Annotated in this window: 27 protein-coding genes, 4 tRNA genes and 1 other annotated feature; of the genes, 8 read left to right on the forward strand and 23 right to left on the reverse strand. The window is 57.8% G+C overall.

Annotated elements, in window-relative coordinates; all coding sequences use genetic code 11:
- Positions 1-207 precede the first annotated feature (207 nt).
- The 3 genes from clpB to rluD form a co-directional block, all read right to left on the reverse strand.
- Positions 208-2,781, reverse strand: coding sequence for an ATP-dependent chaperone ClpB (clpB, locus tag NV64_RS19720; RefSeq protein WP_056232278.1), 2,574 nt, complete (start codon positions 2,779-2,781; stop codon positions 208-210).
- A gap of 125 nt (positions 2,782-2,906) precedes the next feature.
- The gene (yfiH, locus tag NV64_RS19725) at positions 2,907-3,635 is read right to left on the reverse strand and encodes a purine nucleoside phosphorylase YfiH (protein ID WP_101506624.1); all 729 of its coding nucleotides are present in this window, start codon (positions 3,633-3,635) and stop codon (positions 2,907-2,909) included.
- Complete coding sequence (gene rluD, locus NV64_RS19730; protein WP_056232272.1) at positions 3,635-4,612, reverse strand: 23S rRNA pseudouridine(1911/1915/1917) synthase RluD; 978 nt, start codon at positions 4,610-4,612, stop codon at positions 3,635-3,637. The genes yfiH and rluD overlap by 1 nt, the downstream gene beginning before the upstream one ends.
- 131 nt (positions 4,613-4,743) lie before the next feature.
- Between rluD and bamD the strand changes: the two genes are divergently transcribed.
- The 4 genes from bamD to pheA all read left to right on the forward strand — a co-directional run bounded on the left by bamD (position 4,744) and on the right by pheA (position 7,484).
- Positions 4,744-5,475 (forward strand): outer membrane protein assembly factor BamD, encoded by a 732-nt coding sequence (bamD, locus tag NV64_RS19735; protein WP_056232269.1) that lies wholly within the window; start codon positions 4,744-4,746, stop codon positions 5,473-5,475.
- 268 nt (positions 5,476-5,743) lie between these two features.
- On the forward strand, positions 5,744-6,076 hold the full coding sequence (gene raiA, locus NV64_RS19740) for a ribosome-associated translation inhibitor RaiA (protein ID WP_056232266.1): 333 nt from the start codon (positions 5,744-5,746) through the stop codon (positions 6,074-6,076).
- Positions 6,077-6,174: 98 nt separating this feature from the next.
- Positions 6,175-6,299 (forward strand) — a sequence feature (Phe leader region).
- Positions 6,176-6,223: a pheA operon leader peptide PheL gene (gene pheL, locus NV64_RS23735; RefSeq protein ID WP_199177700.1), complete on the forward strand. Its 48-nt coding sequence runs from the start codon at positions 6,176-6,178 to the stop codon at positions 6,221-6,223. (Overlaps the previous feature by 48 nt.)
- Positions 6,300-6,323: 24 nt before the next feature.
- Complete coding sequence (gene pheA, locus NV64_RS19745; protein WP_056232263.1) at positions 6,324-7,484, forward strand: bifunctional chorismate mutase/prephenate dehydratase; 1,161 nt, start codon at positions 6,324-6,326, stop codon at positions 7,482-7,484.
- Between the two features lie 55 nt (positions 7,485-7,539).
- On the opposite strand, the gene tyrA is transcribed toward pheA, so the two are convergent.
- Both tyrA and NV64_RS19755 read right to left on the reverse strand, forming a co-directional pair.
- On the reverse strand, positions 7,540-8,661 hold the full coding sequence (tyrA, locus tag NV64_RS19750; RefSeq protein ID WP_056232260.1) for a bifunctional chorismate mutase/prephenate dehydrogenase: 1,122 nt from the start codon (positions 8,659-8,661) through the stop codon (positions 7,540-7,542).
- A gap of 6 nt (positions 8,662-8,667) precedes the next feature.
- Entirely contained in the window at positions 8,668-9,747 is a 1,080-nt protein-coding gene (locus NV64_RS19755; RefSeq protein ID WP_056232257.1) for a 3-deoxy-7-phosphoheptulonate synthase, read from the reverse strand.
- Positions 9,748-10,086: 339 nt separating this feature from the next.
- Between NV64_RS19755 and NV64_RS19760 the strand changes: the two genes are divergently transcribed.
- On the forward strand, positions 10,087-10,602 hold the full coding sequence (locus NV64_RS19760; RefSeq protein WP_101506625.1) for a GNAT family N-acetyltransferase: 516 nt from the start codon (positions 10,087-10,089) through the stop codon (positions 10,600-10,602).
- Here NV64_RS19760 and NV64_RS19765 read toward each other — a convergent pair.
- On the reverse strand, positions 10,519-11,295 hold the full coding sequence (locus NV64_RS19765; RefSeq protein WP_056232253.1) for a GNAT family N-acetyltransferase: 777 nt from the start codon (positions 11,293-11,295) through the stop codon (positions 10,519-10,521). The two genes, NV64_RS19760 and NV64_RS19765, sit on opposite strands and share 84 nt — an antisense overlap.
- Positions 11,296-11,401: 106 nt before the next feature.
- On the opposite strand from NV64_RS19765, the gene NV64_RS19770 reads away from it, so the two are divergent.
- Complete coding sequence (locus NV64_RS19770; protein WP_056232248.1) at positions 11,402-12,094, forward strand: CTP synthase; 693 nt, start codon at positions 11,402-11,404, stop codon at positions 12,092-12,094.
- A 142-nt stretch (positions 12,095-12,236) separates the two neighbouring features.
- Here NV64_RS19770 and NV64_RS19775 read toward each other — a convergent pair whose 3' ends face one another.
- The 9 genes from NV64_RS19775 to ffh all read right to left on the reverse strand — a co-directional run bounded on the left by NV64_RS19775 (position 12,237) and on the right by ffh (position 19,336).
- Complete coding sequence (locus NV64_RS19775) at positions 12,237-12,722, reverse strand: OmpA family protein (RefSeq protein WP_056232245.1); 486 nt, start codon at positions 12,720-12,722, stop codon at positions 12,237-12,239.
- 18 nt (positions 12,723-12,740) lie between these two features.
- Positions 12,741-13,961, reverse strand: a complete 1,221-nt coding sequence (gene dgcN, locus NV64_RS19780) for a diguanylate cyclase DgcN (protein WP_101506626.1) — start codon at positions 13,959-13,961, stop codon at positions 12,741-12,743.
- Positions 13,954-14,493, reverse strand: a complete 540-nt coding sequence (locus NV64_RS19785; RefSeq protein WP_101506627.1) for a YfiR family protein — start codon at positions 14,491-14,493, stop codon at positions 13,954-13,956. The genes dgcN and NV64_RS19785 overlap by 8 nt, the downstream gene beginning before the upstream one ends.
- 222 nt (positions 14,494-14,715) lie before the next feature.
- Positions 14,716-15,648 (reverse strand): DMT family transporter, encoded by a 933-nt coding sequence (locus NV64_RS19790; protein WP_101506628.1) that lies wholly within the window; start codon positions 15,646-15,648, stop codon positions 14,716-14,718.
- Between the two features lie 171 nt (positions 15,649-15,819).
- Entirely contained in the window at positions 15,820-16,170 is a 351-nt protein-coding gene (gene rplS, locus NV64_RS19795; RefSeq protein ID WP_056232239.1) for a 50S ribosomal protein L19, read from the reverse strand.
- Positions 16,171-16,202: 32 nt separating this feature from the next.
- A complete protein-coding gene (gene trmD, locus NV64_RS19800; protein ID WP_056232237.1) occupies positions 16,203-16,988 on the reverse strand; it encodes a tRNA (guanosine(37)-N1)-methyltransferase TrmD in 786 nt (261 codons plus the stop codon).
- Between the two features lie 35 nt (positions 16,989-17,023).
- Entirely contained in the window at positions 17,024-17,572 is a 549-nt protein-coding gene (rimM, locus tag NV64_RS19805) for a ribosome maturation factor RimM (RefSeq protein ID WP_056232236.1), read from the reverse strand.
- Positions 17,573-17,590: 18 nt separating this feature from the next.
- Positions 17,591-17,839: a 30S ribosomal protein S16 gene (gene rpsP / locus NV64_RS19810; protein ID WP_004155935.1), complete on the reverse strand. Its 249-nt coding sequence runs from the start codon at positions 17,837-17,839 to the stop codon at positions 17,591-17,593.
- A gap of 135 nt (positions 17,840-17,974) precedes the next feature.
- Positions 17,975-19,336, reverse strand: a complete 1,362-nt coding sequence (gene ffh, locus NV64_RS19815) for a signal recognition particle protein (protein WP_056232233.1) — start codon at positions 19,334-19,336, stop codon at positions 17,975-17,977.
- Between the two features lie 229 nt (positions 19,337-19,565).
- Here ffh and NV64_RS19820 point away from each other — a divergent pair, with 229 nt between their 5' ends.
- Both NV64_RS19820 and NV64_RS19825 read left to right on the forward strand, forming a co-directional pair.
- On the forward strand, positions 19,566-20,357 hold the full coding sequence (locus tag NV64_RS19820; protein ID WP_056232230.1) for an inner membrane protein YpjD: 792 nt from the start codon (positions 19,566-19,568) through the stop codon (positions 20,355-20,357).
- A 21-nt stretch (positions 20,358-20,378) separates the two neighbouring features.
- Positions 20,379-21,665, forward strand: coding sequence for an HlyC/CorC family transporter (locus tag NV64_RS19825; RefSeq protein WP_101506629.1), 1,287 nt, complete (start codon positions 20,379-20,381; stop codon positions 21,663-21,665).
- Positions 21,666-21,762: 97 nt separating this feature from the next.
- On the opposite strand, the gene luxS is transcribed toward NV64_RS19825, so the two are convergent.
- The 8 genes from luxS to NV64_RS19865 form a co-directional block, all read right to left on the reverse strand.
- Positions 21,763-22,278, reverse strand: coding sequence for an S-ribosylhomocysteine lyase (gene luxS / locus NV64_RS19830; protein WP_056232225.1), 516 nt, complete (start codon positions 22,276-22,278; stop codon positions 21,763-21,765).
- A gap of 154 nt (positions 22,279-22,432) precedes the next feature.
- Positions 22,433-23,992, reverse strand: coding sequence for a glutamate--cysteine ligase (gene gshA, locus NV64_RS19835; protein WP_056232220.1), 1,560 nt, complete (start codon positions 23,990-23,992; stop codon positions 22,433-22,435).
- Positions 23,993-24,064: 72 nt separating this feature from the next.
- A complete protein-coding gene (locus tag NV64_RS19840) occupies positions 24,065-24,490 on the reverse strand; it encodes a YqaA family protein (RefSeq protein ID WP_056232218.1) in 426 nt (141 codons plus the stop codon).
- Positions 24,487-25,053 (reverse strand): fructose-1-phosphate/6-phosphogluconate phosphatase, encoded by a 567-nt coding sequence (yqaB, locus tag NV64_RS19845; protein ID WP_056232215.1) that lies wholly within the window; start codon positions 25,051-25,053, stop codon positions 24,487-24,489. The genes NV64_RS19840 and yqaB overlap by 4 nt, the downstream gene beginning before the upstream one ends.
- Positions 25,054-25,273: 220 nt before the next feature.
- A tRNA-Arg gene (locus NV64_RS19850) sits at positions 25,274-25,350 on the reverse strand.
- Positions 25,351-25,478: 128 nt separating this feature from the next.
- A tRNA-Arg gene (locus NV64_RS19855) sits at positions 25,479-25,555 on the reverse strand.
- A gap of 217 nt (positions 25,556-25,772) precedes the next feature.
- Positions 25,773-25,849: transfer RNA gene (locus NV64_RS19860), tRNA-Arg, on the reverse strand.
- 128 nt (positions 25,850-25,977) lie between these two features.
- Positions 25,978-26,054, reverse strand: a tRNA-Arg gene (locus tag NV64_RS19865).
- Positions 26,055-26,238: the final 184 nt, after the last annotated feature.

Genomic DNA, 26,238 nt, shown 5'->3' on the forward strand with positions numbered 1-26,238 from the left:
CCTGAAGCTCCTGACCCGGTGACTCGTAAGCCGTTGTTCCGTGTCAGTGGAGGCGCAGTATAGGGATTTTCTGGGGGCTGACAAGGGCTAATTGCAAAAAACTTTTCAAACGTTTACTTTTCCACCAGAAAGGCTGATTAACGCGCTCTTTTGCTGCTTTATTCAACAAAAATGGGCCAGAGGCCCATTTTTGCTACTCGACTAACCTTACTGATGCGCCACGATTACGCCGTCTTTAATATCCATCCGGATGGTTTTTCCCGGAACCAGCGCCCCGGAAAGGATCTGCTGCGCCAGCGGATTCTCAATTTGCTGCTGGATAGCCCGTTTCAGCGGCCTTGCACCGTACACCGGGTCGAAGCCGTTCTCGCCCAACAGCTGCAACGCCTGATCGGAGATCTGCAACTCAAAGCCGCGTTCTTCCAGGCGCTGATACAGGCGGCCAAGCTGAATACGGGCAATCGAGGCAATATGGTTTTCACCCAGCGGATGGAACACCACCAGCTCGTCAATACGGTTGATAAACTCCGGTCGGAAGCTGTGGCTGACCACCGACATCACCAGTTCCTTCATTTCACCGTAGCTCAGCGCACCGAAGCGCTCCTGAATCAGATCGGAACCGAGGTTCGAGGTCATGATCACCACGGTGTTACGGAAGTCCACCGTGCGCCCCTGACCGTCGGTAAGGCGGCCATCGTCCAGCACCTGCAGCAGGATATTGAACACGTCCGGGTGTGCCTTCTCTACTTCATCTAACAGAATGACGGAGTAAGGGCGGCGGCGAACGGCTTCGGTCAGATAACCGCCCTCCTCATAACCGACATACCCCGGAGGTGCCCCCACCAGCCGCGACACCGAATGTTTTTCCATAAACTCGGACATGTCGATGCGTACCATCGCTTCGTCGCTGTCGAACATAAAGTTAGCCAGCGCCTTACAGAGTTCGGTTTTCCCCACCCCGGTCGGGCCGAGGAACAGGAACGAACCGATCGGCCGGTTGGGATCGGCCAGGCCAGCGCGGCTGCGGCGAATCGCATTAGAGACCGCTTCCACCGCTTCGTTCTGACCAATCACCCGCTTATGCAGTTCCTGCTCCATCCGCAGCAGCTTATCGCGCTCGCCTTCCATCATCCGCGCTACCGGAATACCGGTCCAGCGCGCCAGTACGTCGGCAATCTCAACGTCGGTGACGCGGTTACGCAGCAGACGCATGGTTTTGCCTTCGGCCTGGGTTGCCGCCGCCAGCTGTTTTTCCAGATCCGGGATCTTGCCGTACTGCAGCTCGGACATCTGAGCCAGGTCACCCTGGCGACGCGCCTGCTCCATGGTCAGCTTCGCCTGCTCCAGTTCGGCTTTAATATGCTGGGTACCGGAGAGCGAGGCTTTTTCCGCCTTCCACTCTTCTTCCAGCTCAGAGTATTCACGCTCTTTCTGGCCGAGTTCGTTCTCCAGCATCTCCAGACGTTTGATGCTGGCATCATCAGACTCTTTCTTCAGCGCCTGCTGCTCCAGCTTAAGCTGGATAATCCGCCGCTCCAGGCGATCGAGCGATTCCGGCTTCGAGTCAATCTGCATACGGATGCTGGATGCCGCTTCGTCGATCAGGTCGATCGCCTTATCCGGCAGTTTGCGATCGGCAATATAGCGGTGCGACAGCGTGGCCGCCGCGACGATGGCCGGGTCGGTGATCTGCACATGGTGATGCAGCTCATAGCGCTCCTTCAGGCCGCGCAGGATGGCAATGGTGTCTTCCACCGTCGGCTCGGCGACAAACACCTTCTGGAAGCGACGCTCCAGCGCGGCGTCCTTCTCTATATACTGACGATACTCATCCAGCGTGGTGGCACCAACGCAGTGCAGCTCACCGCGAGCCAGCGCCGGCTTCAGCATATTACCGGCATCCATCGCGCCGTCTGCCTTACCGGCACCGACCATAGTGTGCAGCTCATCGATAAACAGAATGACGTTGCCTTCCTGCTTCGACAGATCGTTGAGGACGCCTTTCAGACGCTCCTCGAATTCACCGCGGTATTTCGCCCCGGCCACCAGTGCACCCATATCCAGCGCCAGTACGCGGCGGCCCTTCAGCCCCTCCGGCACTTCGCCGTTGATAATGCGCTGCGCCAGCCCTTCAACGATCGCGGTCTTACCCACGCCGGGTTCACCGATCAGCACCGGGTTATTCTTGGTACGGCGCTGCAGCACCTGAATGGTGCGGCGGATCTCTTCATCACGGCCGATCACCGGGTCAAGCTTACCCAGCTCCGCCCGTTCGGTGAGATCGATGGTGTATTTCTTCAATGCCTGACGCTGGTCTTCGGCACCCTGGTCGTTCACGCTGTCGCCTCCGCGCATCTGCTCAATCGCTTTTGTCAGTTTCTCGCTGGTCACCCCAGCCGATTTCAGTAAGTCCGCCAGCGAACCGCGCGATTCCAGCGCCGCCAGCACAAACAGTTCGGAGGAGATAAAGTTGTCGCCGCGCTTTTGCGCCAGCTTGTCGCACAGGTTAAGTACCCGGCCGAGATCGGCAGAGGGCTGCACATCGCCGTCGGTGCCTTCGACCTGCGGCAGACGGCTAAGAGCCTGTTCAATGCCGTTACGCAGTTCGGCCACGTTAACGCCGGCGGCGGTCAGGAGAGGACGAACCGATCCGCCTTCCTGGCTAAGCAGGGCGCTCATCAGGTGCAGAGGTTCAATAAATTGGTTATCGCGGCCAAGGGCCAGAGACTGGGCGTCGGCAAGAGCCAACTGGAATTTGTTAGTAAGACGATCCAGACGCATCATTTCCCCCTTTCAGGTCAGATTGCTACTGGAGATTAGATGAGGTCATCCCTCAAATTTTCAAGGTATCTGACCTGAGTTTTTGGAGAAAAAAACATCATTCCGGACCGTCTTGTGGCGCTAGGTTAACTCAGCCAGATGAAACTTGCCATACGGCCGGTGATTCCATCGCGTCGGAAGGAGAAAAATTGCTCATGCTGGTTAAAAGTGCAGTCACCCCCGCCGAAAACTTGCGCCACGCCGGCACCTTGCAGGCGCTGTTTTGCCAGCAGCCAGAGATCGGCGGTGAACTTTTCACCCTGCGGACGGAATGCCGCATCGGCTTCAGCATGCTGGCTGACAAATGCCTCCCGCACCTCGGCACCGACCTCAAACGCGGTCGGGCCGATCGCCGGTCCGAGCCAGCAGCTAATCTCTGACGGCGGAACGGAAAACGCCGCCAGAGTGGCTTCCAGTATCCCGGCACACAGGCCACGCCAGCCGGCATGCGCCGCCGCCACCTGCTGGCCGTCCTGAGAACAGAACAGTACCGGCAGGCAGTCGGCGGTCATCACCGCGCAGACCACGCCCGGCTGCCGGGTCCACACCGCATCGGCTCGCACCGCCGCTGGCATCTCCCCGTTAAGCCGCAGTACCTCGATACCGTGGACCTGCTCCAGCCAGACCGGCATCGCGGGCAGTTCCGCCAGCTGCAGCAGCCGCTGACGATTCTCCTGCACCCGCTGCCCGTCATCACCGACGTGGGCACCAAGATTCAGACTGTCCCAGGGCGCCGTGCTGACGCCCCCGCTGCGGGTGCTGCTGCCGGCGCGTACGTTGGCCGGCACCGTCCATTGCGGGGTAATCAGACCCATTACCAGTCCAGCTGCTCTTTGAACTCTTCGGTATCGGCCTTCAGCGCGGCGATCAGGTCGACCATATCCTGCGGCAGCGGCGCGTGCCACTCCATCTCAATTCCGGTAATCGGATGATAGAGACGCAGCATGGTCGCATGCAGTGCCTGACGGTCAAAACCACGCAGGGTGCTGATGAACGCTTCGGATGCCCCTTTAGGCGGGCGAGGACGACCGCCGTACAGCGGGTCACCGACCAGCGGATGGCTGATGTGCGACATATGGACGCGGATCTGGTGGGTACGGCCGGTTTCCAGACGCAGACGCAGGCGGGTGTGCGCACGGAAATGTTCCATGATACGGTAGTGGGTGGTCGCCGGCTTGCCCATCGGATGCACCGCCATATGGGTGCGCTTGGTTGAGTGACGGCTGATCGGCTGATCCACCGTGCCGCCGGCGGTCATACGGCCGATGGCCACCGCTTCGTACTCACGGGTAATTTCACGCCGCTGCAGGGAATCCACCAGGTGGGTCTGCGCCGGAACGGTTTTTGCCACCACCATCAGCCCGGTGGTGTCTTTATCCAGGCGGTGCACGATGCCCGCACGCGGTACATCGGCAATCGCCGGGAAGTGGTGCAGCAGCGCATTCAGCACGGTGCCATCCGGGTTACCGGCACCCGGGTGAACCACCAGATCGCGTGGCTTATTGATCACCAGAATGTCGTCATCTTCATAGACGATAGTCAGTGGGATATCCTGCGCTTCCCAGCGGGCTTCCTCTTCAATCTCGGCATCGATGGTAATTTGCTCACCGCCGAGCACTTTTTCCTTAGGTTTGTCGACAATTTGACCGTTCATAGTGACGCGACGGTCAAGGATCCACTCTTTTATGCGAGATCGTGAATAATCAGGGAACAATTCAGCCAAAGACTGATCTAAGCGTTGTCCGAGTTGCGATTCGGATACCGTTGCGTTGAGTTTTACTAGTTGTGCCATATACAGCTTCTTCGTTAACGTTGGGTTTTCACGGCGATGCCGTTTAATATAATGTGCTATTGTACCTGGTCACTATCGGGAGCTAAACGGACAGCTTTCCTGAATAACACTCTGAGGATAATCAAATCGTCATGATGCGTATGAAATATCTGGTGGCTGCAGCCACGTTGAGCCTGGCATTAGCTGGATGTTCCGGCTCCAAGGACGTGGTGCCTGACAGCCCGCCTGCTGAGATTTATGCCACGGCTCAGCAAAAACTGCAGGACGGTAACTTTAAAGGAGCCATAACGCAACTGGAAGCGCTTGATAACCGCTATCCATTCGGGCCGTACTCCCAACAGGTTCAGCTGGATCTGATCTACGCTTACTACAAAAATGCCGATTTACCGCTGGCGCAGGCTGCCATCGACCGCTTTATGCGTCTGAACCCGACCCATCCGAATATCGATTACGTCATCTATATGCGTGGTCTGACGGATATGGCTCTGGATGACAGCGCCCTGCAGGGCTTCTTTGGTATCGACCGTTCTGACCGCGATCCGAGCCATGCACGTGACGCGTTTAAGGACTTCTCACAGCTGCTGCACGCCTATCCGAACAGCCAGTACGCGACCGATGCCCGCAAGCGCCTGGTGTTCCTGAAGGAGCGCCTGGCGAAGTACGAATTGTCCGTTGCTGAATTCTACACCAAACGCGGTGCCTATGTCGCTGTGGTTAACCGTGTAGAGCAAATGCTGAAGGATTATTCCGATACCGATGCCACCCGCACGGCGCTGCCGCTGATGGAAAACGCTTATCGCCAGCTGCAGCTGAACGCTGAAGCCGAGCGCGTCGCCAAAATCATCGCCGCTAACCAGGCCTGATCGGTGACACAATAAAAAAGCAGCCGTAACAGGCTGCTTTTTTTGCTGTAAAAACAGGCATTTTCACCCGTTTCCCCGCAAGTTAACTTATCAACAATGCCACCGAATATCCCCGGCTGCAAGGCCTGCAGGAGGGTTTCTCTGCCCTTCTCACAGATTTTCCTTCTTTGACAAAAAGTGACAAAAAATCGTGATTTAGATCACACCTTTCCGCGTAAATCGCGCTATGCTGGATCCACCAAGACGGAAATGACAGAGAGGTAACACTATGGTTCTGAACATTACCAGCAAGCAAATGGAAATCACGGCGGCCATCCGCCAGCATGTCGAAGACCGTCTGAGTAAGCTCGAAAAGTGGCAAACCCACCTGATTAATCCGCACATCGTTCTGTCGAAGGAGCCGAAAGAATTCGTTGCCGATGCCACCATCAATACGCCAAATGGCCCGCTGGTCGCCACCGCTAAGCATGAAGACATGTATGCGGCAATTAACGAGTTGATCGGCAAACTAGAGCGTCAGCTGAACAAAGTTCAGCATAAAGGTGAAGCCCGCCGCGCCGCCGCCAGTGTTAAAGACCTCAGCGTGGTTGACGAAGAGTAATCCCCACCCAGAGATAACGCGCCCGCCGGGCGCGTTTTTTATTGACAGAATGAAATTACAGCGGTTACTTTAATCCCCTCAGACCTTATGGACAGCAACATGCACCGTATCCCGTTTTTCTTCGCATTCTTTTTTACCTTCCCATGACCGGGAGGCAATTCGTCGTGTGAGAATGAATGCGAAGACGAACAACAAAGCCTCCCAACCGGGAGGCTTTTTTTTTAGCGACATCTGACAGGTAGCACTTATGACCACCGAGAATCCCCTGCTTGCCCTGCGTGGAAAAATCAGCGCACTCGACGAACAACTGCTGACGCTGCTGGCCCAGCGTCGTGAACTGGCGGTCGACGTCGCCAGAGCAAAAATGGCTACCCATAAGCCTATCCGCGATATCGACCGCGAACGCGACCTGCTGGAGCGACTGATCGCGCTGGGTAAGACTCACCAGCTGGACGCCCACTTTATCACCCGCCTGTTCCAGCTGATTATTGAAGACTCGGTGCTGACCCAGCAGGCTCTGTTGCAGAAACAGCTGAACAACACTAACGCCAGCTCGGCGCGCGTCGCCTTCCTGGGGCCAAAAGGCTCTTACTCGCACCTGGCGTCACGCCACTACGCCGCCCGCCACTTCGATAACGTTATTGAGATCGGCTGTGCCAAGTTCCACGAGATCTTTAACCAGGTAGAGACCGGACAGGCCGAATATGCGGTGCTGCCGGTGGAGAATACCACCTCCGGCTCGATTACCGACGTGTATGATCTGCTGCAACAGACCAGCCTGTCGATCGTCGGTGAAATCACCATGCCGATCGATCACTGCGTGCTGGTCTCAGGCCAAACCGACCTGCAGCAGATTGAGACGGTGTACAGCCATCCGCAGCCGTTCCAGCAGTGCAGCCACTTCATCAATCGTTTCCCGCAGTGGAAAATTGAGTACACCGAAAGCACCGCCGCGGCGATGGAGAAGGTTGCCGCGATGAATTCACCCAAGGTGGCCGCGCTGGGCAGCGAGGCCGGCGGCGAGCTGTACGGCCTGCAGGTGCTGGAGCGTAACCTGGCGAACCAGCGGCAGAACATCACCCGCTTTATCGTGCTGGCGCGCAAGCCGATTGACGTGTCGCTACAGGTACCGGCCAAAACCACGCTGATTATGGCCACCGGCCAGCAGGCGGGTGCGCTGGTAGAGGCGCTGCTGGTGCTGCGTCAGCATAATCTGACCATGAGCAAGCTGGAGTCGCGGCCGATTAACGGCAACCCGTGGCAGGAGATGTTCTACATCGACTTCCAGGGCAACCTGCGCACCGAAGCCGTACAGCAGGCGCTGCGCGAGCTGGCACCGATTACCCGTTCGCTGAAGGTGCTGGGCTGTTACCCAAGCGAAAACGTGGTGCCGGTCGAGCCGCAGTAAGCCTGTTACACGCCAATAAAAAAGGGCCTTGCGGCCCTTTTTTCTGTCTTACGCGTTACGGCCGGCTGTCGTTAGCCTGCTTCAGCAGGATGCGGCTCTCGGCCTGGAAGCGCTGGGCGTGGTCACCAAACCACTGCTCCACGCGGCGGAAGCTGGCGATAAACGCCTGCTTATCGCCCTGCTCCAGCAGCCCAATCGCTTCGCCAAACCGCTTGTAGTAGCGTTTGATCAGCGCCAGGTTACTCTCCGACGACATGATAATGTCAGCGTAAAGCTGTGGATCCTGGGCAAACAGACGCCCGACCATTGCCAGCTCCAGCCGGTAGATCGGTGACGACAGCGCCAGCAGCTGGTCCAGCTGCACGTTCTCCTCGGCCAGATGCAGGCCGTAGGCGAAGGTGGCAAAGTGGCGCAGCGCCTGAATAAAGGCCATATTCTGGTCGTGCTCCACCGCGCTGATGCGGTGCAGACGCGCGCCCCACACCTGGATCTGCTCCAGGAACCACTGATAGGCTTCCGGCTGACGGCCGTCGCACCACACCACCACCTGCTTTGCCAGGCTGCCGCTGTCCGGGCCAAACATCGGGTGCAGGCCAAGTACAGGACCGCCGTGCGCGGCCAGCATCGCCTGCAGCGGTTTGTTCTTCACCGAGCAGAGATCGACAAGGATGCAGTCCTGCGGCAGCGGCGGCAGTTCGGCGATCACCTGTTCGGTCAGATGGATCGGCACGCTGACGATCACCATACCGGCATTCGCCAGCAGCGCGTCGGCGCGATGCCAGTCCTCTTTATCGAGGATCTCGACCTGGTAACCGGACAGGGTCAGCATTCTTTCAAACAGCCGCCCCATCTGGCCGCGGCCGCCGACGATCACCACCGAGCGCAGTCCCGGATTAAGCGTTTTAAAGCCCTTATCGTTTTCACTGGTGTACGACTCGCGCATCACGCGGCGCAGCACATCTTCGATCAGATCCGGGGGCACGCCCAGCTGTTCCGCCTCTTTGCGGCGCGAGGCCAGCATGGAGGCCTCACGCTCGGGGACGTAAATCGGCAGCCCGTAGCGGCTTTTCACCTCACCCACTTCCGCTACCAGCGCCAGCCGTTTCGCCAGCAGATCCAGCAGCGCCTTATCCGTTTCATCGATTTGATCGCGTAGTGCGGTCAGCTCAGCCACCATACTTCATTAACCCTCGTGCGACAGACGCGCCGCCAGTACGCCGTTCAGATCCTGATGGATCTCCCGCAGCAGGCTCTCGGTGGTTTCCCAGTTGATGCAGGCATCAGTGACGGAAACGCCGTAGCGCATCGCGCTGCGCGGCTGCTCGGAAGACTGGTTACCTTCGTGCAGATGGCTCTCCAGCATCAGGCCCATAATTGAACGGTTGCCGTCTTTGATCTGCGCCACCGCAGACTCAGCAACGCCGGACTGGCGACGGAAGTCCTTATTAGAATTACCGTGACTGCAATCTATCATCAAGGATGGGCGGAGTCCCGCCTGCTGCATCTCTTTTTCACACTGCGCCACGTCATTCGGGCCGTAGTTCGGCGTTTTACCGCCGCGCAGGATCACATGGCCGTCCGGGTTGCCCTGGGTCTGCAACAGGCACACTTGGCCGGACTGGTTGATGCCGACAAAACGGTGCGGCATCGCCGCGGCGCGCATGGCGTTGATGGCGGTCCCCAGGCTGCCGTCGGTGCCGTTTTTGAAACCAACCGGCATCGACAGGCCGGAGGCCATCTCACGGTGGGTCTGCGACTCGGTGGTACGCGCACCGATCGCCGACCAGCTGAACAGGTCGCCAAGGTACTGCGGGCTGTTAGGATCCAGCGCTTCGGTGGCCAGCGGCAGGCCCATTTCCACCAGGTTCAGCAGCAGCTGGCGGGCAATGTGCAGGCCGGCTTCCATATCGAACGAGTTGTCCATGTACGGGTCATTAATCAGCCCTTTCCAGCCGACGGTGGTACGCGGTTTTTCAAAGTAGACGCGCATCACAATGTAGAGCTGGTCGCCCACCTCATCGGCCAGCGTTTTCAGATGACGGGCATAGTCGAGCGCCGCTTCGGTATCGTGAATCGAGCAGGGCCCGCACACCACCAGCAGGCGGTGATCTTTGCCGCTGATAATGTCAGAGATGGTCTGGCGGGAAGCCGCAATCTGCTGCTCCAGCACGCTGTTCAGCGGGAACTGCTTTTTCAGCTCTTCCGGCGTAATCAGAACCTGTTCGTCAGCGATATGAACGTTATTCAGCGCATCTTTTTGCATGATCGTCATCCTGGAGTATTCGGTTAAAAGGGATCCTCAAGTGAGGTTGAGAGCAACTGTACCAGAAGGCGTACAAAACACAAATAACGAACGTACACATTTATTACCACCAACAAACAGGAAGATGACCAGCCAAACAAAAAATAAATAAAAAACATAAAGTTAAATATAATCAACCGAAAACAACCAACCACAACACTGTAAACTTAAAATTACACTTCAGACTCTGATTTCGAAAAAAACTTAATCATTTCCGCAACCTGCCGTCCTTGCCTGCGCCAAAGAATTTTTTTATCGTTAAACAGACGCTGTAAAACCGATCGTTGCCAGGAGGCGACCATGAATATTGTGATCAGGCCCTATGAAGAGAGTGACGCCGCCGCGTTCGCCCGCGCGGTAAACCAGTCGCTGGATACGCTGAAACCCTGGCTGCTGTGGGCTCACGCGGATTTCACCGAGGAGCAGGCGCTCCAGTGGTTTAGCCTCACCCATCTGGAGCGACGTCAGGGAAAATCCGACGAGCTGGGCCTGTTTGCTGAAGATGGCCGCCTGCTGGGCGGGGCCGGGCTACGTTTTCACCCGGATGCTGCGGTACCCTGCTCGATCGGCTACTGGGTAGCCAGCAGTGAACAGCGTAAAGGCGTGGCCCGTCAGGCGGTGCGCCAGCTGGCAGCACGCGCGTTCAGCCGCCCGGAGGTGACGGCGATTGAGATCCTCGCCGCCGAAGAGAACCGTGCCAGCCGGGCGGTGGCGGTCAGCGTCGGGGCTGCGTTAACCGGGATTCATTTCGGACTGATCGTGCTGGAGAGCGGCCCGGTCAGCACCGCCGTCTACCGCCTGAGCCGCTCGCAGTAATGCGGCCAGCGGCTGGCGCTGCCGGCCTTCATCATCGAAATTATCCGGGGCCAGCCAACGGGTAATGGCCTGGCCGATCTCGGGCCACTCACCGTCGATAATCGCGTACCACTGCGAATCGCGCGAGCGCCCCTTACGCGTCATCATCTGCCGGAAGGTGCCCTCGTAGGTGAACCCCAGCCGCAGCGCCGCGTTACGCGAAGGGGCATTTAGCGCATCACACTTCCACTCGCAGCGGCGGTAGCCCAGCCGGAAGGCGTAATCCAGCAGCAGCCACAGCGCTTCGGTACCGATAACGCTGCGCTGCATCAGCGGCGACCAGGTCACGCCGCCAATCTCCAGCGAACCGTTGGCCGCATCGATACGTAAATAGCTGACCAGCCCCACCGGCAGGTTGCGCTGCTGGCAGATAACGGTAAAGGTGACGAACGTTTTATCCGCCGCCCGGCGGGCCAGCCACAGATGAAAATCGGCCAGCGTCTGCGGCCGCTCCTCGGTCAGGTAGGTCCAGTCACGATCGTCCTCTGCGGTGGCAAAGGCGGCATACAGCGCGTCGCCGTGCAGCCCGGTGGCCAGCGGCTCCAGCCGGCAACTGCGCCCCTGCAACGGCTGACGGGCGGGTAACGCCGCCGGCTGCCAATCTGGCAAAGGTGCCCCAACCGGTTGTCCGTACTGATTAAACTGCTGCGTCATTTCTCTCTCCTGTTGGCGAAAAAATTCATCACAACGCGCCGCCGGCACGCTTGCCAGCCAGCAGCCCTTACAGTAGCATCCTTTTTTACCCGCACAGGATACTGAAATGACGCTTCACGTTCGTTTAGCTCTGGTTGGTGACTACCGTGCCGATGCCGTTGCGCATCAGGCCATCCCGCTGGCCACAGAACTGGCCGCCCGCTCGCTCAATCTCGACGTCAGCCCGCACTGGCTGCCAACCCCCGACATTACTGCCCCCGACGTATTGCAGGAATATGATGCTATCTGGCTGGTGCCAGGCAGCCCATACCAGCACGATGACGGAGCCTTTATGGCGATTACCTACGCACGTGAAAACGACGTGCCGTTCCTCGGCTCCTGCGGCGGTTTTCAGTATGCTGTGGTCGAGTACGCCCGCAACGTGCTCGGCTGGCAGGATGCCGGGCATGCGGAGACGGACAGCAGCGGCCGCCTGGTGATTGCCCCGCTCAGCTGTTCGCTGGTGGAAAAAACCGGTGAGATCGTCATTACCCCGGGCACACAGCTGGCCGCGATCTATGGCCAGGAGGTAATTACCGAAGGCTACCACTGTAACTACGGCGTTAACCCGGACTTCGTGGCAGAGCTCTCCGGTCACGCGCTGCGTATCAACGCCCACGATCGCGCCGGCGACGTGCGCGGCATCGAGCTGCCGGGCCAGCGCTTTTTTGTCGCCACCCTGTTCCAGTCGGAGCGGGCGGCGCTGCGTAATGAACTCTCGCCGCTGGTGGTGGCGTTACTGCAGGCGGCCAGCCGCTAGCCAGCGCGCTGCGTGATGCGCAGATCGAAAGCCTGGCGCATGGCGAGGGCCAGCAGGGCTGGTCGGCGCTGTCGCGAAGTTTTATGCGCCGCGCCGGGCGGCTGCCCGATGACTCAGGCCGTCAGACCTGAGCGGGTGTCCGTCAGGGGGTGCTGATCACCACCGCCACGCGGCGGTTTTCAGCCCGGCCCTGCGCCGTTTTGTTGCTCTGCACCGGGCTGCTGTCACCCAACCCGCGGGTGGTCAGATTGCTGCGTGGGATCCCGGCACCGCGGGCCCAGGCATCGGCCACCACGTTGGCGCGTTTGAGCGACAGCGCTTCGTTAAAAGCCTTCTCACCGTAGTTATCGGTGTGCCCGTCGAGGCGTGCGTGGCGCAGGCCGGTGGCAGAGAGCTGCGCCGCCATGCGCTGCACGATGGCGGCGCTTTGTGTGGTCAGCTCGGCCTGGTTTTTGCCAAACAGGATCTTCTCGGACAGGCCGAGCATCCAGCCCTCCGGCACTTCGTTAAAGCCCTGTGCCCGCATCGCAGCAACCTGTTGCGCGGTAAATTTTCCCTGAGGAGCTGACTGGCAGCCGGCCAGCAGCAGCGCTAACGCCAGCGCGGCAAACCCGTTTCGCTTGTTCATTGCATTTTCCTTGTGTTATCAGGCCACCCGCGGGCGGCGTTTTTCCTTTTCGCTATACATGCTGCGATCGGCCGCTTCCATCAGCGCCTCGGCCGTGGCGGCCTGGCAGGCAACGGCATAACCGATGCTCAGCCGCACCGCCAGCGCTACGCCGCTGCTGAGCACCACCGGTTCCTCCATCCGCAGATGGATCGCCGCGATCGTCGCCTGTACCTCGTCTTCATCGTTCAACCCTTCGAGGATCATCGCAAACTCGTCGCCGCCAAAGCGGCAGGCCAGCTGGCGGCTGCCGGCACACTCGCTGAGCCGTGAAGCGATGCTCTGCAACACTTCGTCCCCCGCGGCATGCCCAAAGCGGTCGTTGATGCTTTTAAAGCCGTCACCGTCCATAAACAACAGGGCAGTGCGCAGCTTACGTTCGGCGTCGCTGAGCACGCTATCCAGCGCGCTGGTAAAGGCGGCACGGTTAGCCAGCCCGGTTAACGGATCGCGCAGGGCGCGCTGCAGCAGCGAGTCTCTCTCCTGCTGCTCCCGCCGCTGCCACTTCTCCATCTCATTCAGCAGGCTGTTAAAGTCTTCGCCAAAGGCGTACAGCTCACTGATCGCCGACGGCGGCACCCGGCGGGAAAACTGACGGGTGGCGCGGATCTCGTGCACCACGCCGGTAATGGTCTGCAAGGCCGAAACCAGCCCGCGATGCAGCCGACGGGTGATCAGTAGCGCGACCAGCGCGGCCAGCAGCAGGCACAGGGTTAATACGGCCAGCGAGCGGTAAACAAAGCGGGTGACGGTACTGTCTTCGCCGGTCAGCGTCAGCGTGCCGATGCGCTGGCCGTTATGCTCGATCGGCTGCTCAACCGGCCGCGGGAACAGCCAGTGGGAGACCATCTCCCCCAGCGGGTCAATATGCTGCGTCCGCTCCTCCGGCCACGCCCAGCGCGCAAGCTCCTCGCCATCGCTGTCGGTGACCACCGCTGACGCGAACTGCCCCTGGCGGCCCAGCTGGGCCAGCGTATCCCGCGCCGCATGAGCGTCGCGAAACACCACCGCCGCCTCCACGCTGTGGCTGACGGTGCTGGCCAGCAGCTGCAGATTCTTCTCCGCATACTGGCGCAGTGAAAGCAGCGAGGTGGCAGAGATAAACAGCCAGGCGATGATAAGCGTCGTGACCACGCTGATCGCGCTGATGCGAATCAGCGTACTTCTGAAGGTGGGCCTGCGGATGTTGCGTTTAGCCATGTCGGTTGCTCCCTGCAGATGCCAGCATTAATACATCGGGATGCACCCGAACGCCGCTTCGACTTAGCGAGTCGAGATTGACCGAGAAATCGACCCGGTCATCGGTAAACTTAAGGCAGAAAGCGCTGCCTGCCGAGCAGTCCGCGGCCTGCTCGGCAATGGTCAGTAACGGACGCGGCAGATAGGCGCCGATCGCCTCCAGCTGCTGCCGCTGCGACTCCTGGCCAAAATAGAGTGCATCACACTGTTCGGCGAGTGCCTGATTGACATCCGCCACCGGGATCGCCTGCCAAAGGTCGGGGCCGGCGTCGATGCCGTCCAGCGCCGCCGCATAGGTAGCGGAGCGAAACACACACAGCCGCGGCACCCCCTTCAGATGCGGCCAGCGGGTGTAGCTGATGATCCCGGCGACGGTTTGCCGCACTCCAGCCGCTAAGACCGGATCGGCTGCCGCAGGGTGCACTTCGCTTCTGAGCGGCAGGCTGGCCGCACTCAGCAGAATCAGTAAACTCACCCGCCACTTTATCGCCATGACGCCTCTTTAGCCCCGGCCACCCGCGTGGCGCTGTCGTGCCAGGTTCTGTCACTTAACTTTAATTAAGAAATATCCTAACATTCAAAAACCCATTCGTCATGATTAGCAAACCTGCTGAGTGACTGAAAATGGGTAAAATTTTCGTAATTCGTCCATTTTCCAGGCAATAAAAAGGCCGATCGTCGATCGGCCCGGTGTACAGGATTGTGCCGTTAAACGTTAGCCGCTCATGCTGGCCGGGGAAACAATCCGCCGCTGACGCCGTTCGAAAACCATCGAAAATGCGCCACCGGCCACCACCAGGCAGGCGCCCGCGATGGTGACCGATTCCGGCAGCGTGTCCCAGAACAGGTAGCCCAGAACTACCGACCAGACCAGCGTGGTATAGTCAAAAGGTGCCAGCAGCGAGGCGTCGGCATAACGCAGGCTTAGGGTCATCAGGATCTGCGTAACGCCGCCGAGCAGACCGCAGCCCAGCAACAGCAACAGCTGGTTAAGATCAGGCACCGTCCAGCCAAATCCCAGCGTGAACAGTGAGGTGATGGTTGTCGTGATGGCAAACCAGAAGGCGATCGCGCCGGGCTGTTCTTTACCGTTAAGGTAGCGGATCTGAATCGAGGCTGCCGCAATGCACACCGCCGCCAGCAACGCCAGGCTCATGCCCAGCACCGACTGCCAGCTGACGCTGCTCAGGGACCCGCTGCGGCCAAAGAACAGATGTCCGGAAAGCATTACCAGAATGCCGGAGAAGCCGGCAATCACCGCCACCCAGCGGTGCAGCTTCACCTTTTCGCGCAGGAAGATGGCCGCCATGATCACCGTAATCATCGGTGCCGCGTAGTTAATTGTGGTCACGTCGGTCAGCGAGAGATAGAGCAAGGCGAGGTAGCTGAAGTAGAGCCCGCCGGTGCCGGCCAGGCCGCGCACCACGTGCCCTTTAATATTGCGCGTGCGGATGCCGTCAATAATTCGCCCCTGGCACCACAGCCAGATAAACAGCGGGATTAGCGCCACAGAAGAACGGAAGAAGATCACTTCGCCGACGGGGATGGTGCCGTCGAGGCCTTTAACGCAGGCCATCATCAGCGTGGAGGTCAGGGCTGCGCCGATCTTCATCGACACGCCGGTAGCGGGACCGGCCTGGTAAGGCATAGGGGATTTCCTGGGAAATGTGATGATATTCACAACCATACTCGCTTTGGCCGCTTTATGAATCCGATTATCAGCGGCTGACGGCATTTTCTGCGGTTTTCATGTCCGGCCGCAAAAAAAAAGGGGCCAACCTTTCGGTCAGCCCCTTGATTATTAACTATCAGATGTCGCTTAAGCGCCCAGACGTTCTTTGATACGTGCAGACTTACCGGTACGCTCACGCAGGTAGTACAGTTTGGCTTTACGCACAGCGCCACGACGTTTAACGGTAATGCTGTCGATTACCGGTGAGTGAGTCTGGAAGACACGCTCAACACCTTCGCCGTTGGAAATCTTACGAACAGTAAATGCAGAGTGCAGACCGCGGTTACGAATAGCGATAACCACGCCCTCGAATGCCTGCAGACGCTTCTTAGCACCTTCCACAACCCATACTTTCACTTCCACGGAATCACCCGGACGGAATGAAGGTACGTCCTGCTTCAGCTGCTCTTGCTCGATTTGCTTGATAATGTTGCTCATAATTAAATCTCTTATCCTGGGTAAACTGATAGTTAGGACGGCAGGCTCGGTGCCTGGCCAGTCGTATCATCGTTTTGTTGACTGACGTGTTCCCGTTGGAACGCGTTCAGCAACTTTGCTTGCTCTTCAGTCAGAGCCAGGTTTTCCAGAAGTTCAGGTCTTCTAAGCCAGGTACGGCCCAGCGACTGTTTCAGGCGCCAGCGGCGAATATCAGCATGGTTGCCCGACAGCAGAACTGGCGGTACTTCCATCCCTTCCAACACTTCAGGGCGGGTGTAGTGTGGGCAGTCCAGCAAGCCGTCTGAGAACGAATCCTCTTCGGCCGACGCCTGTTTACCCAGTACGCCCGGAATTAACCGGGAGACCGAGTCAATCAGCGTCATCGCTGGCAGCTCGCCACCGCTGAGAACGTAATCACCGATCGACCACTCTTCATCGATTTCGGTTATGATCACGCGCTCATCAATCCCTTCATAACGACCGCACACCAGAATTAACTTCGGGTTAGTCGCCAGTTCGCTCACTCCACCTTGATCGAGTTTGCGCCCCTGAGGTGACAGATAAATCACCTTAGCACCTTCTCCTGCCGCCGCTTTTGCTGCGTGGATGGCATCCCGTAAGGGTTGAACCATCATTAGCATCCCCGGTCCGCCGCCGTAAGGACGTTCGTCCACGGTACGGTGCCGATCATGAGCGAAGTCACGAGGACTCCAGCTCTGGATGCTGAGCAGGCCATTTTTTACTGCCCGGCCGGTGACTCCGTAATCGGTAATTGCGCGAAACATTTCGGGAAACAGGCTGATTATGCCAATCCACATGCTTTGCGCCGGAGTATTACCGCTCAGTTCGGAGCTCAAAAACCAGGATCCCAATCTACCGTAATGATACGGGTAGTGAGATCGACATTCTTGATAACCTGTTCATCAAGGAACGGGATCAGCCGTTCCTGTGCACCGAATGCATCTTTCAGGTTTGCCTTCACGACGAGAACGTCGTTAGAACCGGTTTCCATCAAATCGATGATTTTGCCCAGCTCATAGCCTTCAGTGGTGACTACCTGGCAGCCCATCAGGTCTTTCCAGTAGTAGTCGCCGTTATCCAGCTGTGGCAGCTGCTCTGAATCCACGACAATTTCGCAATTAGTCAGCAGACCCGCGGCGTCACGATCGTCAATGCCTTTGACTTTGATGATCATGTCCTGATTGTGGCGTTTCCAGCCTTCCAGCTCGACACGCTGCCATTGACCCGCCCGCTGGATAAACCACGGCTGATAGTCAAAAATGCTTTCGGCGTCTTCGGTGGAGGAAAACACTTTGAGCCAACCACGGATACCGTAGGCCGAGCCCATCTTACCCAGCACAAGCGGGTTAGCGGGAGGCTGCGAGGTGAGTTGCTTGCTCATGTTGACCACCGTGACAGATTAAGCTGCTTTCTTAGCTTGTTTGATCAGCGCGTTAACGCGATCAGACAGGGTTGCGCCCTGGCCAACCCAGTGCTCAATACGGTCCAGATCCAGACGCAGTGGCTCAGCCTGACCAGAAGCGATCGGGTTGAAGAAGCCTACGCGCTCGATGAAGCGGCCGTTACGTGCATTGCGGCTGTCGGTGACGACTACCTGATAGAACGGACGCTTTTTAGCGCCGTGACGTGCCAAACGAATTGTTACCATAACATCCTCTTTAGTTAATAAAACAGCCGGGCCCCATTGAGGGAACGGGGCCCGGATGCAATATAAAAAGCCCGAAAATTTTACTCTTTTTGGCGCAAAAAGCAACCTAAATCGCTTATCCGCCTCCAGGCTGGCTTAACGGCCCGGGAAGCCTGGCGGCATCATACCTTTCATGCCGCGCATCATCTTCGCCATACCGCCATTTTTCATCTTTTTCATCATGCGCTGCATATCGTCAAACTGCTTAAGCAGGCGGTTAACGTCCTGCACCTGCATACCGGAACCGGTGGCGATACGACGTTTGCGGGAACCTTTGATGATCTCCGGTTTTTCGCGCTCTTTGCGCGTCATCGAGTTGATCATCGCTTCCATACGCACCAGCACTTTGTCGTCCATCTGCGACTTAACGTTGTCCGGCAGCTGACCCATGCCCGGCAGTTTGCCCATCAGGCTGGCCATGCCGCCCATGTTACGCATCTGCTTCAGCTGGTCGAGGAAGTCGTTGAGGTCGAAGCCGTTGCCTTTTTTCAGCTTGCTGGCCAGTTTCTCAGCCTGCGCGCGGTCAACCTTGCTTTCGATATCTTCGATCAGCGACAGCATGTCGCCCATGCCGAGGATACGCGAAGCAATACGCTCGGGATAGAACGGCTCAAGGGCCTCGGTCTTTTCACCGACGCCCATAAATTTGATCGGCTTGCCGGTAATGTGGCGAATGGAGAGCGCCGCACCGCCGCGGGCGTCACCATCGACTTTGGTCAGAACCACACCGGTGAGCGGCAGCGCTTCGTTAAACGCCTTCGCGGTATTCGCGGCATCCTGGCCGGTCATCGCATCGACCACAAACAGCGTTTCCACCGGATTAATCGCGGCGTGAACCTGTTTGATCTCATCCATCATCGCTTCGTCGACGTGCAGACGACCGGCGGTATCCACCAGCAGCACGTCATAGAACTTCAGCTTCGCCTGTTGCAGGGCGTTTTTAACGATGTCGACCGGCTTCTGGCTGAGGTCGGACGGGCAGAAATCCACGCCAACCTGTTCGGCCAGCGTTTCCAGCTGGCGGATTGCCGCCGGGCGATAGACGTCGGCGGAAACCACCAGCACCTTTTTCTTGTGCTTTTCGCGCAGGAACTTACCGAGCTTACCGACGCTGGTCGTTTTACCGGCACCCTGCAGGCCCGCCATCAGCACCACCGCCGGCGGCTGCGCGGCGAGGTTCAGCGTATTGTTCTCTTCCCCCATTGCCGCGACCAGTTCGTTTTTAACGATCTTAACGAACTCCTGGCCCGGGGTGAGGCTTTTATTGACGTCATGGCCTACGGCACGCTCTTTCACGCGATTGATAAACTCACGTACCACCGGTAGCGCAACATCCGCCTCCAGCAGCGCCATGCGCACTTCACGCAGCGTGTCTTTAATATTGTCTTCAGTCAGCCTGCCGCGGCCGCTGATATTGCGCAGGGTCTGCGACAATCGATCGGTTAAATTATCAAACATCGTCTCTCGCTCAACGTAATGAGAGGCCGCCGGGGCGACACAAATTGCGCGGATTATAGCATGATCCCCCAGGGCTGTGTCCCGCAATTGCTTACCTCGCTGCCCATCCCTGCCCGCTTTGCGTAACGTGCCGGAGATCGTAACCATTTACCATCAGATCGTTTGGAGCAAGCTGCCGCTGGCGCTATACTGTTTTTTTTCTCAGTCATAGCCGGTACTGACAACATTTATGTCCGTTTTTGCGATTCTGGCGCTGTTTGCCTACTCATCCAGCCTTGCCCTGATTATCCCCAGCCTGCTGCGTAACAACGGCACCTGGCGTCGTCTGGCCGTTCTCTCCGCCACGGTGGCGCTGGTCTGTCATGCCGTGGCGCTGCAGCAGCGTATCTTTGCGCTGGACGGCGGGCAAAACCTCAGCCTGCTGAACATCGGCTCGCTGGTCAGCCTGCTGATCTGCGCGATCATGACTATTGTGGCGTCGCGCAACCGCGGCTGGATCCTGCTGCCGGTGGTCTATACCTTTGCGCTGATTAACCTGGCGTTTGCCTCCTTTGTGCCCAACGCCTTTATCACCCACCTGGAGGCCACCCCGGGCATGATGATCCATATCGGGCTGGCGCTGTTTGCCTACGCTACGCTGATCATTGCCGCTCTGTATGCGCTGCAGCTGGCGTGGATTGACTGGCTGCTGAAGACCAAACGGCTGGCGTTCACCAGCGACATCCCGCCGCTGATGACCATCGAGCGCAAGATGTTCCACATCACCCAGATTGGCGTGGTGCTGCTGACCCTGGTGCTTTGTACCGGGTTGTTCTTCCTGCAGGACCTGTTTGCGCGTGAAAATATCGATAAAGCAGTACTGTCGATTCTCGCCTGGTTCCTGTACATCGTACTGTTGTGGGGCCACTATCATGAAGGCTGGCGCGGTCGCCGCGTGGTGTGGTTCAACTGTGGTGGTGCCTTCCTGTTGACCATGGCCTATTTCGGCAGCCGGATGCTGCAGCACGTTTTACTTCACTGACCTGGCCTGCAAGGATTTCCCTTGGAACATATCTCAACGACCACCCTGATCGTGACGCTGGTTATCATGATCCTGGTTTCCGCATACTTCTCCGGTTCTGAAACCGGCATGATGACGCTTAACCGCTACAAGCTGCGTCATCAGGCTAAAAACGGCGACCGCGCGGCGCGGCGCGTTGAGAAGCTGCTGCGCCGCCCTGACCGGCTGATCAGCCTGGTACTGATCGGCAATAACCTCGTCAATATCCTTGCTTCTGCGATTGGCACCATCGTAGGTATGCGCCTGTACGGCGACGCCGGGGTAGCGATTGCTACCGGTATTCTGACCTTCCTGGTGCTGGTGTTTGCCGAAGTGCTGCCGAAGACTATCGCCGCGCTCTACCCGGAAAAGGTCGCTTTCCCCAGCAGCGTGCTGCTCGGGCCGCTGCAGGTGGTGATGCTGCCGCTGGTGTGGCTGCTGAATACCATTACCCGCATGCTGATGCGCATGGTGGGGATTAAAACCGACGGCTCCGCCAGCTCGGCGCTGAGCAAAGAGGAGCTGCGCACCATCGTTTATGAGTCACGCTCGCTGATGTCACGGCGCAATCAGGACATGCTGCTGTCAGTGCTCGACCTGGAGAAGGTCGACGTTGAGCAGATTATGGTGCCGCGTAATGAAATTGTTGGCATCAACATCAACGACGACTGGAAATCCATCGTCCGTCAGCTGACCCACTCACCGCACGGGCGTATCGTGCTGTACCGCGAATCGCTGGATGACGCCATCAGCATGCTGCGCGTACGTGAGGCCTGGCGCCTGATGAACGAGAAAAAAGAGTTCACCAAAGAGGTGATGCTGCGCGCCGCTGATGAGATCTACTTTGTGCCGGAAAACACTCCGCTCAACGTGCAGCTGGTGAAATTCCAGCGCAATAAGGAGAAGGTCGGCCTGGTGATCGACGAGTATGGCGATATCAAGGGGCTGGTCACTATCGAAGACATTCTCGAAGAGATCGTCGGTGATTTCACCACCTCAATGTCACCGACGCTGGCCGAGGAAGTGATGCCGCAGAATGACGGCTCGGTGCTGATCGAAGGCAGCGCCAACGTGCGCGAGCTGAATAAGGTGTTCAACTGGACGCTGCCCGCCGAGGACGCCCGCACCATCAACGGTATGGTGCAGGAGGCGCTGCAGGACATTCCACAGCCCAACACCCAGTTGCAGATCGACCACTACGCGATTGATATTCTCGACGTGCAGGACAATATGATTAAGCAGGTGCGGATCACGCCACAGAAGCCGCTGAAGGAGTCGATCGGTTCATAACCCCTGCCCCGCTCGCTGTTCTGCCGGGCGTTCAGACGTAAAAAAGAAGGCGGCCAGTGGCCGCCTTCCTGCTGCTAACAGATTCACATCACTGACGCTAGATCTGCAGCGTTTTCAGCTTTTCAGCCGGCAGCGCCAGATCTTCATTACGGTTAACGCCGATCGGGTTGTCGATAACGTTCTGCGCAATGGCCTTGGCTTCGTCCAGCGAGTGCAGCTGGTAGCTGCCGCACTGGTATTCGTTCAGCTCAGGGATCTGATCCTGGCTGGCCACTTTCAGCACGTCCTGCATCGCCGCTTTCCAGGCTTTCGCCACGCGATCTTCCGCCGGAACGCCGATCAGGCTCATATAGAAACCGGTACGGCAGCCCATCGGCGAGATGTCGATGATCTCCACGCCGTCGCCGTTCAGGTGATCGCGCATAAAGCCGGCAAACAGATGCTCCAGAGTGTGGATACCGCGCTCTGAGAGGATCTCCTTGTTCGGCCGGCAGAAACGCAGGTCAAACACGGTGATGGTATCGCCGGCAGGGGTGTTCATGGTCTTCGCGACACGGACAGCAGGAGCGGCCATGATGGTGTGATCTACGGTAAAGCTATCCAGCAATGGCATGTTGTTACCTCAACGAATGAATTTATTTTAGAAACAGTGAAACTTTTTCTGTTACCGCGCGTCTGAATATATGAAAGACGCGCATTTGTTATCATCATCCCTGACAACAGAGATGTTAATTTGGCCACAGTGATGTGGCCTTTTTCTTTTGGCGCTAGCCTTTATCCTTCAGAAACTCTTCCAGGCTCAGCGTATCACTCTCTTCGATCTCCCGCTGCTTCACTACCGAACGCCGCGCTTCGTCGCTAAACTGCTCTTCGCTCAGAATTTCCAGCGGCTCCTGCAGCAGCTGCTGACGATACTGCTCGGCCAGCGCCATGCCGGTGCCGGCGATGCCGTTATCCTTCAGCGACTGCATAAAGCGCGCGGAGTAGGTCAGTTCCGGATCGTCAAAAGAGGCCGCCAGGCGATCGCACACTTCCTGATAGTGATGCTCACCGTTCTGACTGTCGAGCGTCACCGCTACCCTGTGCAGATCGCGGAACAGCGCTTTACCGACGTCGGCCAGCGGCTGCTGGGCCGCTTCACAGCCCATGCCAATGGTCTGGCCCGGTTTGCGCCCTTCCAGAATCACCCGATTCCAGTTGTGGCGCGTGCAGGCCAGCTCATCGCTGTTCATCTCCGGGGCCTCTGCCAGCGCACACCAGATCAGGAACAGATCGAGGAAGCGCGCCTGATTCGCGTCAACGCCGATCGGTGAGAACGGGTTGATATCCAGCGAGCGAACTTCAATGTATTCGATGCCGCCGCGCAGCAGCGCATCGGACGGAGCTTCGCCGGAACGGGTCACGCGCTTGGCGCGGATCGGCGCATACAGCTCGTTCTCAATCTGCAGCACGTTGGCGTTCAGCTGCAGCCAGTTGCCCTGCTCATCCTTCACGCCCATCGAAGCAAACTCTGCCGACGGGGTTTTGATCGCCGCCTTAAGGGCGGTGATGTAGTCAGGCAGGTTGTTGAAGGTGATATTCAGCCCGCTCTGCGCCTTATTGGTATAGCCCAGATCGCTTAAGCGCAGCGAAGTGGCATACGGCAGCGACAGCATGCCGCTTTCACTGCGCTCGAACGGCAGTGAACTCTCTTTGCCCTGCAGGAACGAGGAGCAAATCGCCGGCGATGCGCCGAACAGATAGGGGATCACCCAACCGAAACGGTAGTAGTTGCGGATCAGCCGCAGGTAACCGTCGGAGATAGCGTCTTTGCCGCTCTCCGCATCCTCAACACCCGCCCACGCCTGCCAGAACGACAGCGGGAGCGAGAAGTTGTAATGTACGCCTGAAATCACCTGCATCAGCGCACCATAGCGGTTTTTTAACCCCTGACGGTACAGCGTCTTCATCTGACCGATATTGGAGCTGCCGTACTGCGCCAGTTCGATATCCTGCCCCGGCTCAATCAGGCACGGCATGCTCATCGGCCACAGCCGCTCGTCGCCCAGTTCGCGCAGGGTATGGCGATGAACGTCGCGCAGGAAGGCCAGCAGGCGATCGATATCGCGATCGACCGGGGTGATAAATTCTAACAACGCTTCGGCGAAGTCGGTGGTGATCCACTTGTGGGTCAGCGCCGAGCCGAGAGAAGTCGGGTGGCCGGTGGTGGCAAGGTGGCCATCGGGCCTGACGCGCAGGGTCTCGCGCTCAATACCGCGACCAATGCCTTTAAGTGCATCAGGATGGGCCTGAAGCCAGGTTAGCGCCTGTGATACATCCGGGATCAAATCGACCTCCCGCTCGGAGAAAATTTATTATTGTTAAGCATCATATTCATCGTGGCCTCGCCTGACGGCGAATCAGTGCCACCACTCCATGCCCTGTAATGTTGCCGTTGCCAGCAAGACGTAACGCAGCGTTTTGCCGACGGCGAGGAAAATCACCACCGGCAGCCAGGCGAACCGCAGCCAGCCGGCCAGCACGCACAGCAGGTCGCCGACCAGCGGCAACCAGCTTAAAAGCAGCGCCGCAGGCCCCAACCGCCGTAGCCAGACCAGCGCGGTGGCATGCCAGCGCCCCTGCTGCTTTAACGGCAGCAGACGGCCAATAACCACGTTGGTTAAGCCGCCAAGGGTATTGCCCAGTGCGGCGGTGACGACCAGACCAACGGCTGAGGCTTTACCCGCCAGCAGCAGCCCAACCAGCACCGCCTCGGAACCGCCGGGCAGCAGCGTGGCGCTAAGAAAACTGCTGACGAACATTGACGCGTAGAGCCAGTCACTCACAGCAGACGAACGTCAACCACGTCCATGCCTGCCGCCCGCGCGGCCTGCAGGCCGAAATCAGCATCTTCAAACACCACGCAGCGCGACGGCGGCACGCCGATCAATTCGGCGCAACGCAGAAATGTATCAGGTTGTGGCTTATGACGTTTAACATCATCTGCACCAACAATCGCATCAAAATGGTCAAGCAGGCCGAGGTGCTGCAACAGCGCGACCGCCATGGCGTGCTCGCTGCCGGTGCCCACCGCCATCGGGCGACGCCCTTTATAGGCTTTTACCACCTCGATTAACGGCAGCGGCTGCACGCTGTCGTACAGCATAGTTTTCAGCAGCGCGTTTTTCTCATCGGCCAGCCGATAAGGATCGAGATCGCGCTGGTGACTGTCAATCAGCACCTTAGCGATATGCCAGGTGGGGGAGCCGTTCAGGCCAATCACCAACTGGTCATCAAAGGTCATATCGTAGTGTGCCAGCACCTGATGCCAGGCTTTACGGTGTGTGGGCTCGGTATCCAGGATGGTGCCATCCATATCGAAGATCAAGCCATCGTAAGCATCGTACATTCTCTTACCCATCCTGATTGAGGAAACCACACTTTAGCGTAAAGCACTGAAAATGTCGCTGTCAGCATGGATCCGCAAATGCCATGAATAGTATAGGGATTTAGCCTGACGGAAGAAAATGAGGAAAATGCATGAACAAAGCGATGATGAAGAATAGTGAAGCAGGAAGATAACAGAGACAGAGACAGAGACAGAGACAGAGACAGAGACAGAGACAGTATGGTGCATCCAGGAGGATTCGAACCTCCGACCGCTCGGTTCGTAGCCGAGTACTCTATCCAGCTGAGCTATGGATGCGTCGGTAAAGCTATTTGGTAAAGCTATAAGGGAGATAATGCGACAAACCTGAGGAGATACTGAAGAAAATCACTGCCACTTGCGGAGAAAGGTTAAACCGTAGAGGTTGCTACCAGAACTTCGAAAGATGGTGCATCCAGGAGGATTCGAACCTCCGACCGCTCGGTTCGTAGCCGAGTACTCTATCCAGCTGAGCTATGGATGCATTGGGTACTGCTGAGGGGGTACTGCGAGCAGATTAGAATGACTGGCATTTAAGCCTGTAAAAGCTGCCAAACTTCTAAAATATGGTGCATCCAGGAGGATGACTCGGCTTCGCCTCGCCCTGCGGGCCGTTGCTGAAGCAACGTTATCCTCCTTTGTGCTGGCTTTGACACTACTGCTTTCTGCCAGAACAAGGTTGCTGCCAAACTTCTAAAATATGGTGCATCCAGGAGGATTCGAACCTCCGACCGCTCGGTTCGTAGCCGAGTACTCTATCCAGCTGAGCTATGGATGCGTCGGTAAAGCTATTTGGTAAAGCTATAAGGGAGATAATGCGACAAACCTGAGGAGATACTGAAGAAAATCACTGCCACTTGCGGAGAAAGGTTAAACCGTAGAGGTTGCTACCAGAACTTCGAAAGATGGTGCATCCAGGAGGATTCGAACCTCCGACCGCTCGGTTCGTAGCCGAGTACTCTATCCAGCTGAGCTATGGATGCATCGCTAATTCTTGTATTACACAGGGTGCTGACTACTCACCGTGATACAGGGCTGCTAACGCTGTATCGGTACTACCCCAAACTCAGTGCCGCTAATGCCACACTGAAAGAAGATGGTGCATCCAGGAGGATTCGAACCTCCGACCGCTCGGTTCGTAGCCGAGTACTCTATCCAGCTGAGCTA

The sequence above is a fragment of the Erwinia sp. B116 genome (genome assembly GCF_002865965.1).
Classification (GTDB): domain Bacteria; phylum Pseudomonadota; class Gammaproteobacteria; order Enterobacterales; family Enterobacteriaceae; genus Erwinia.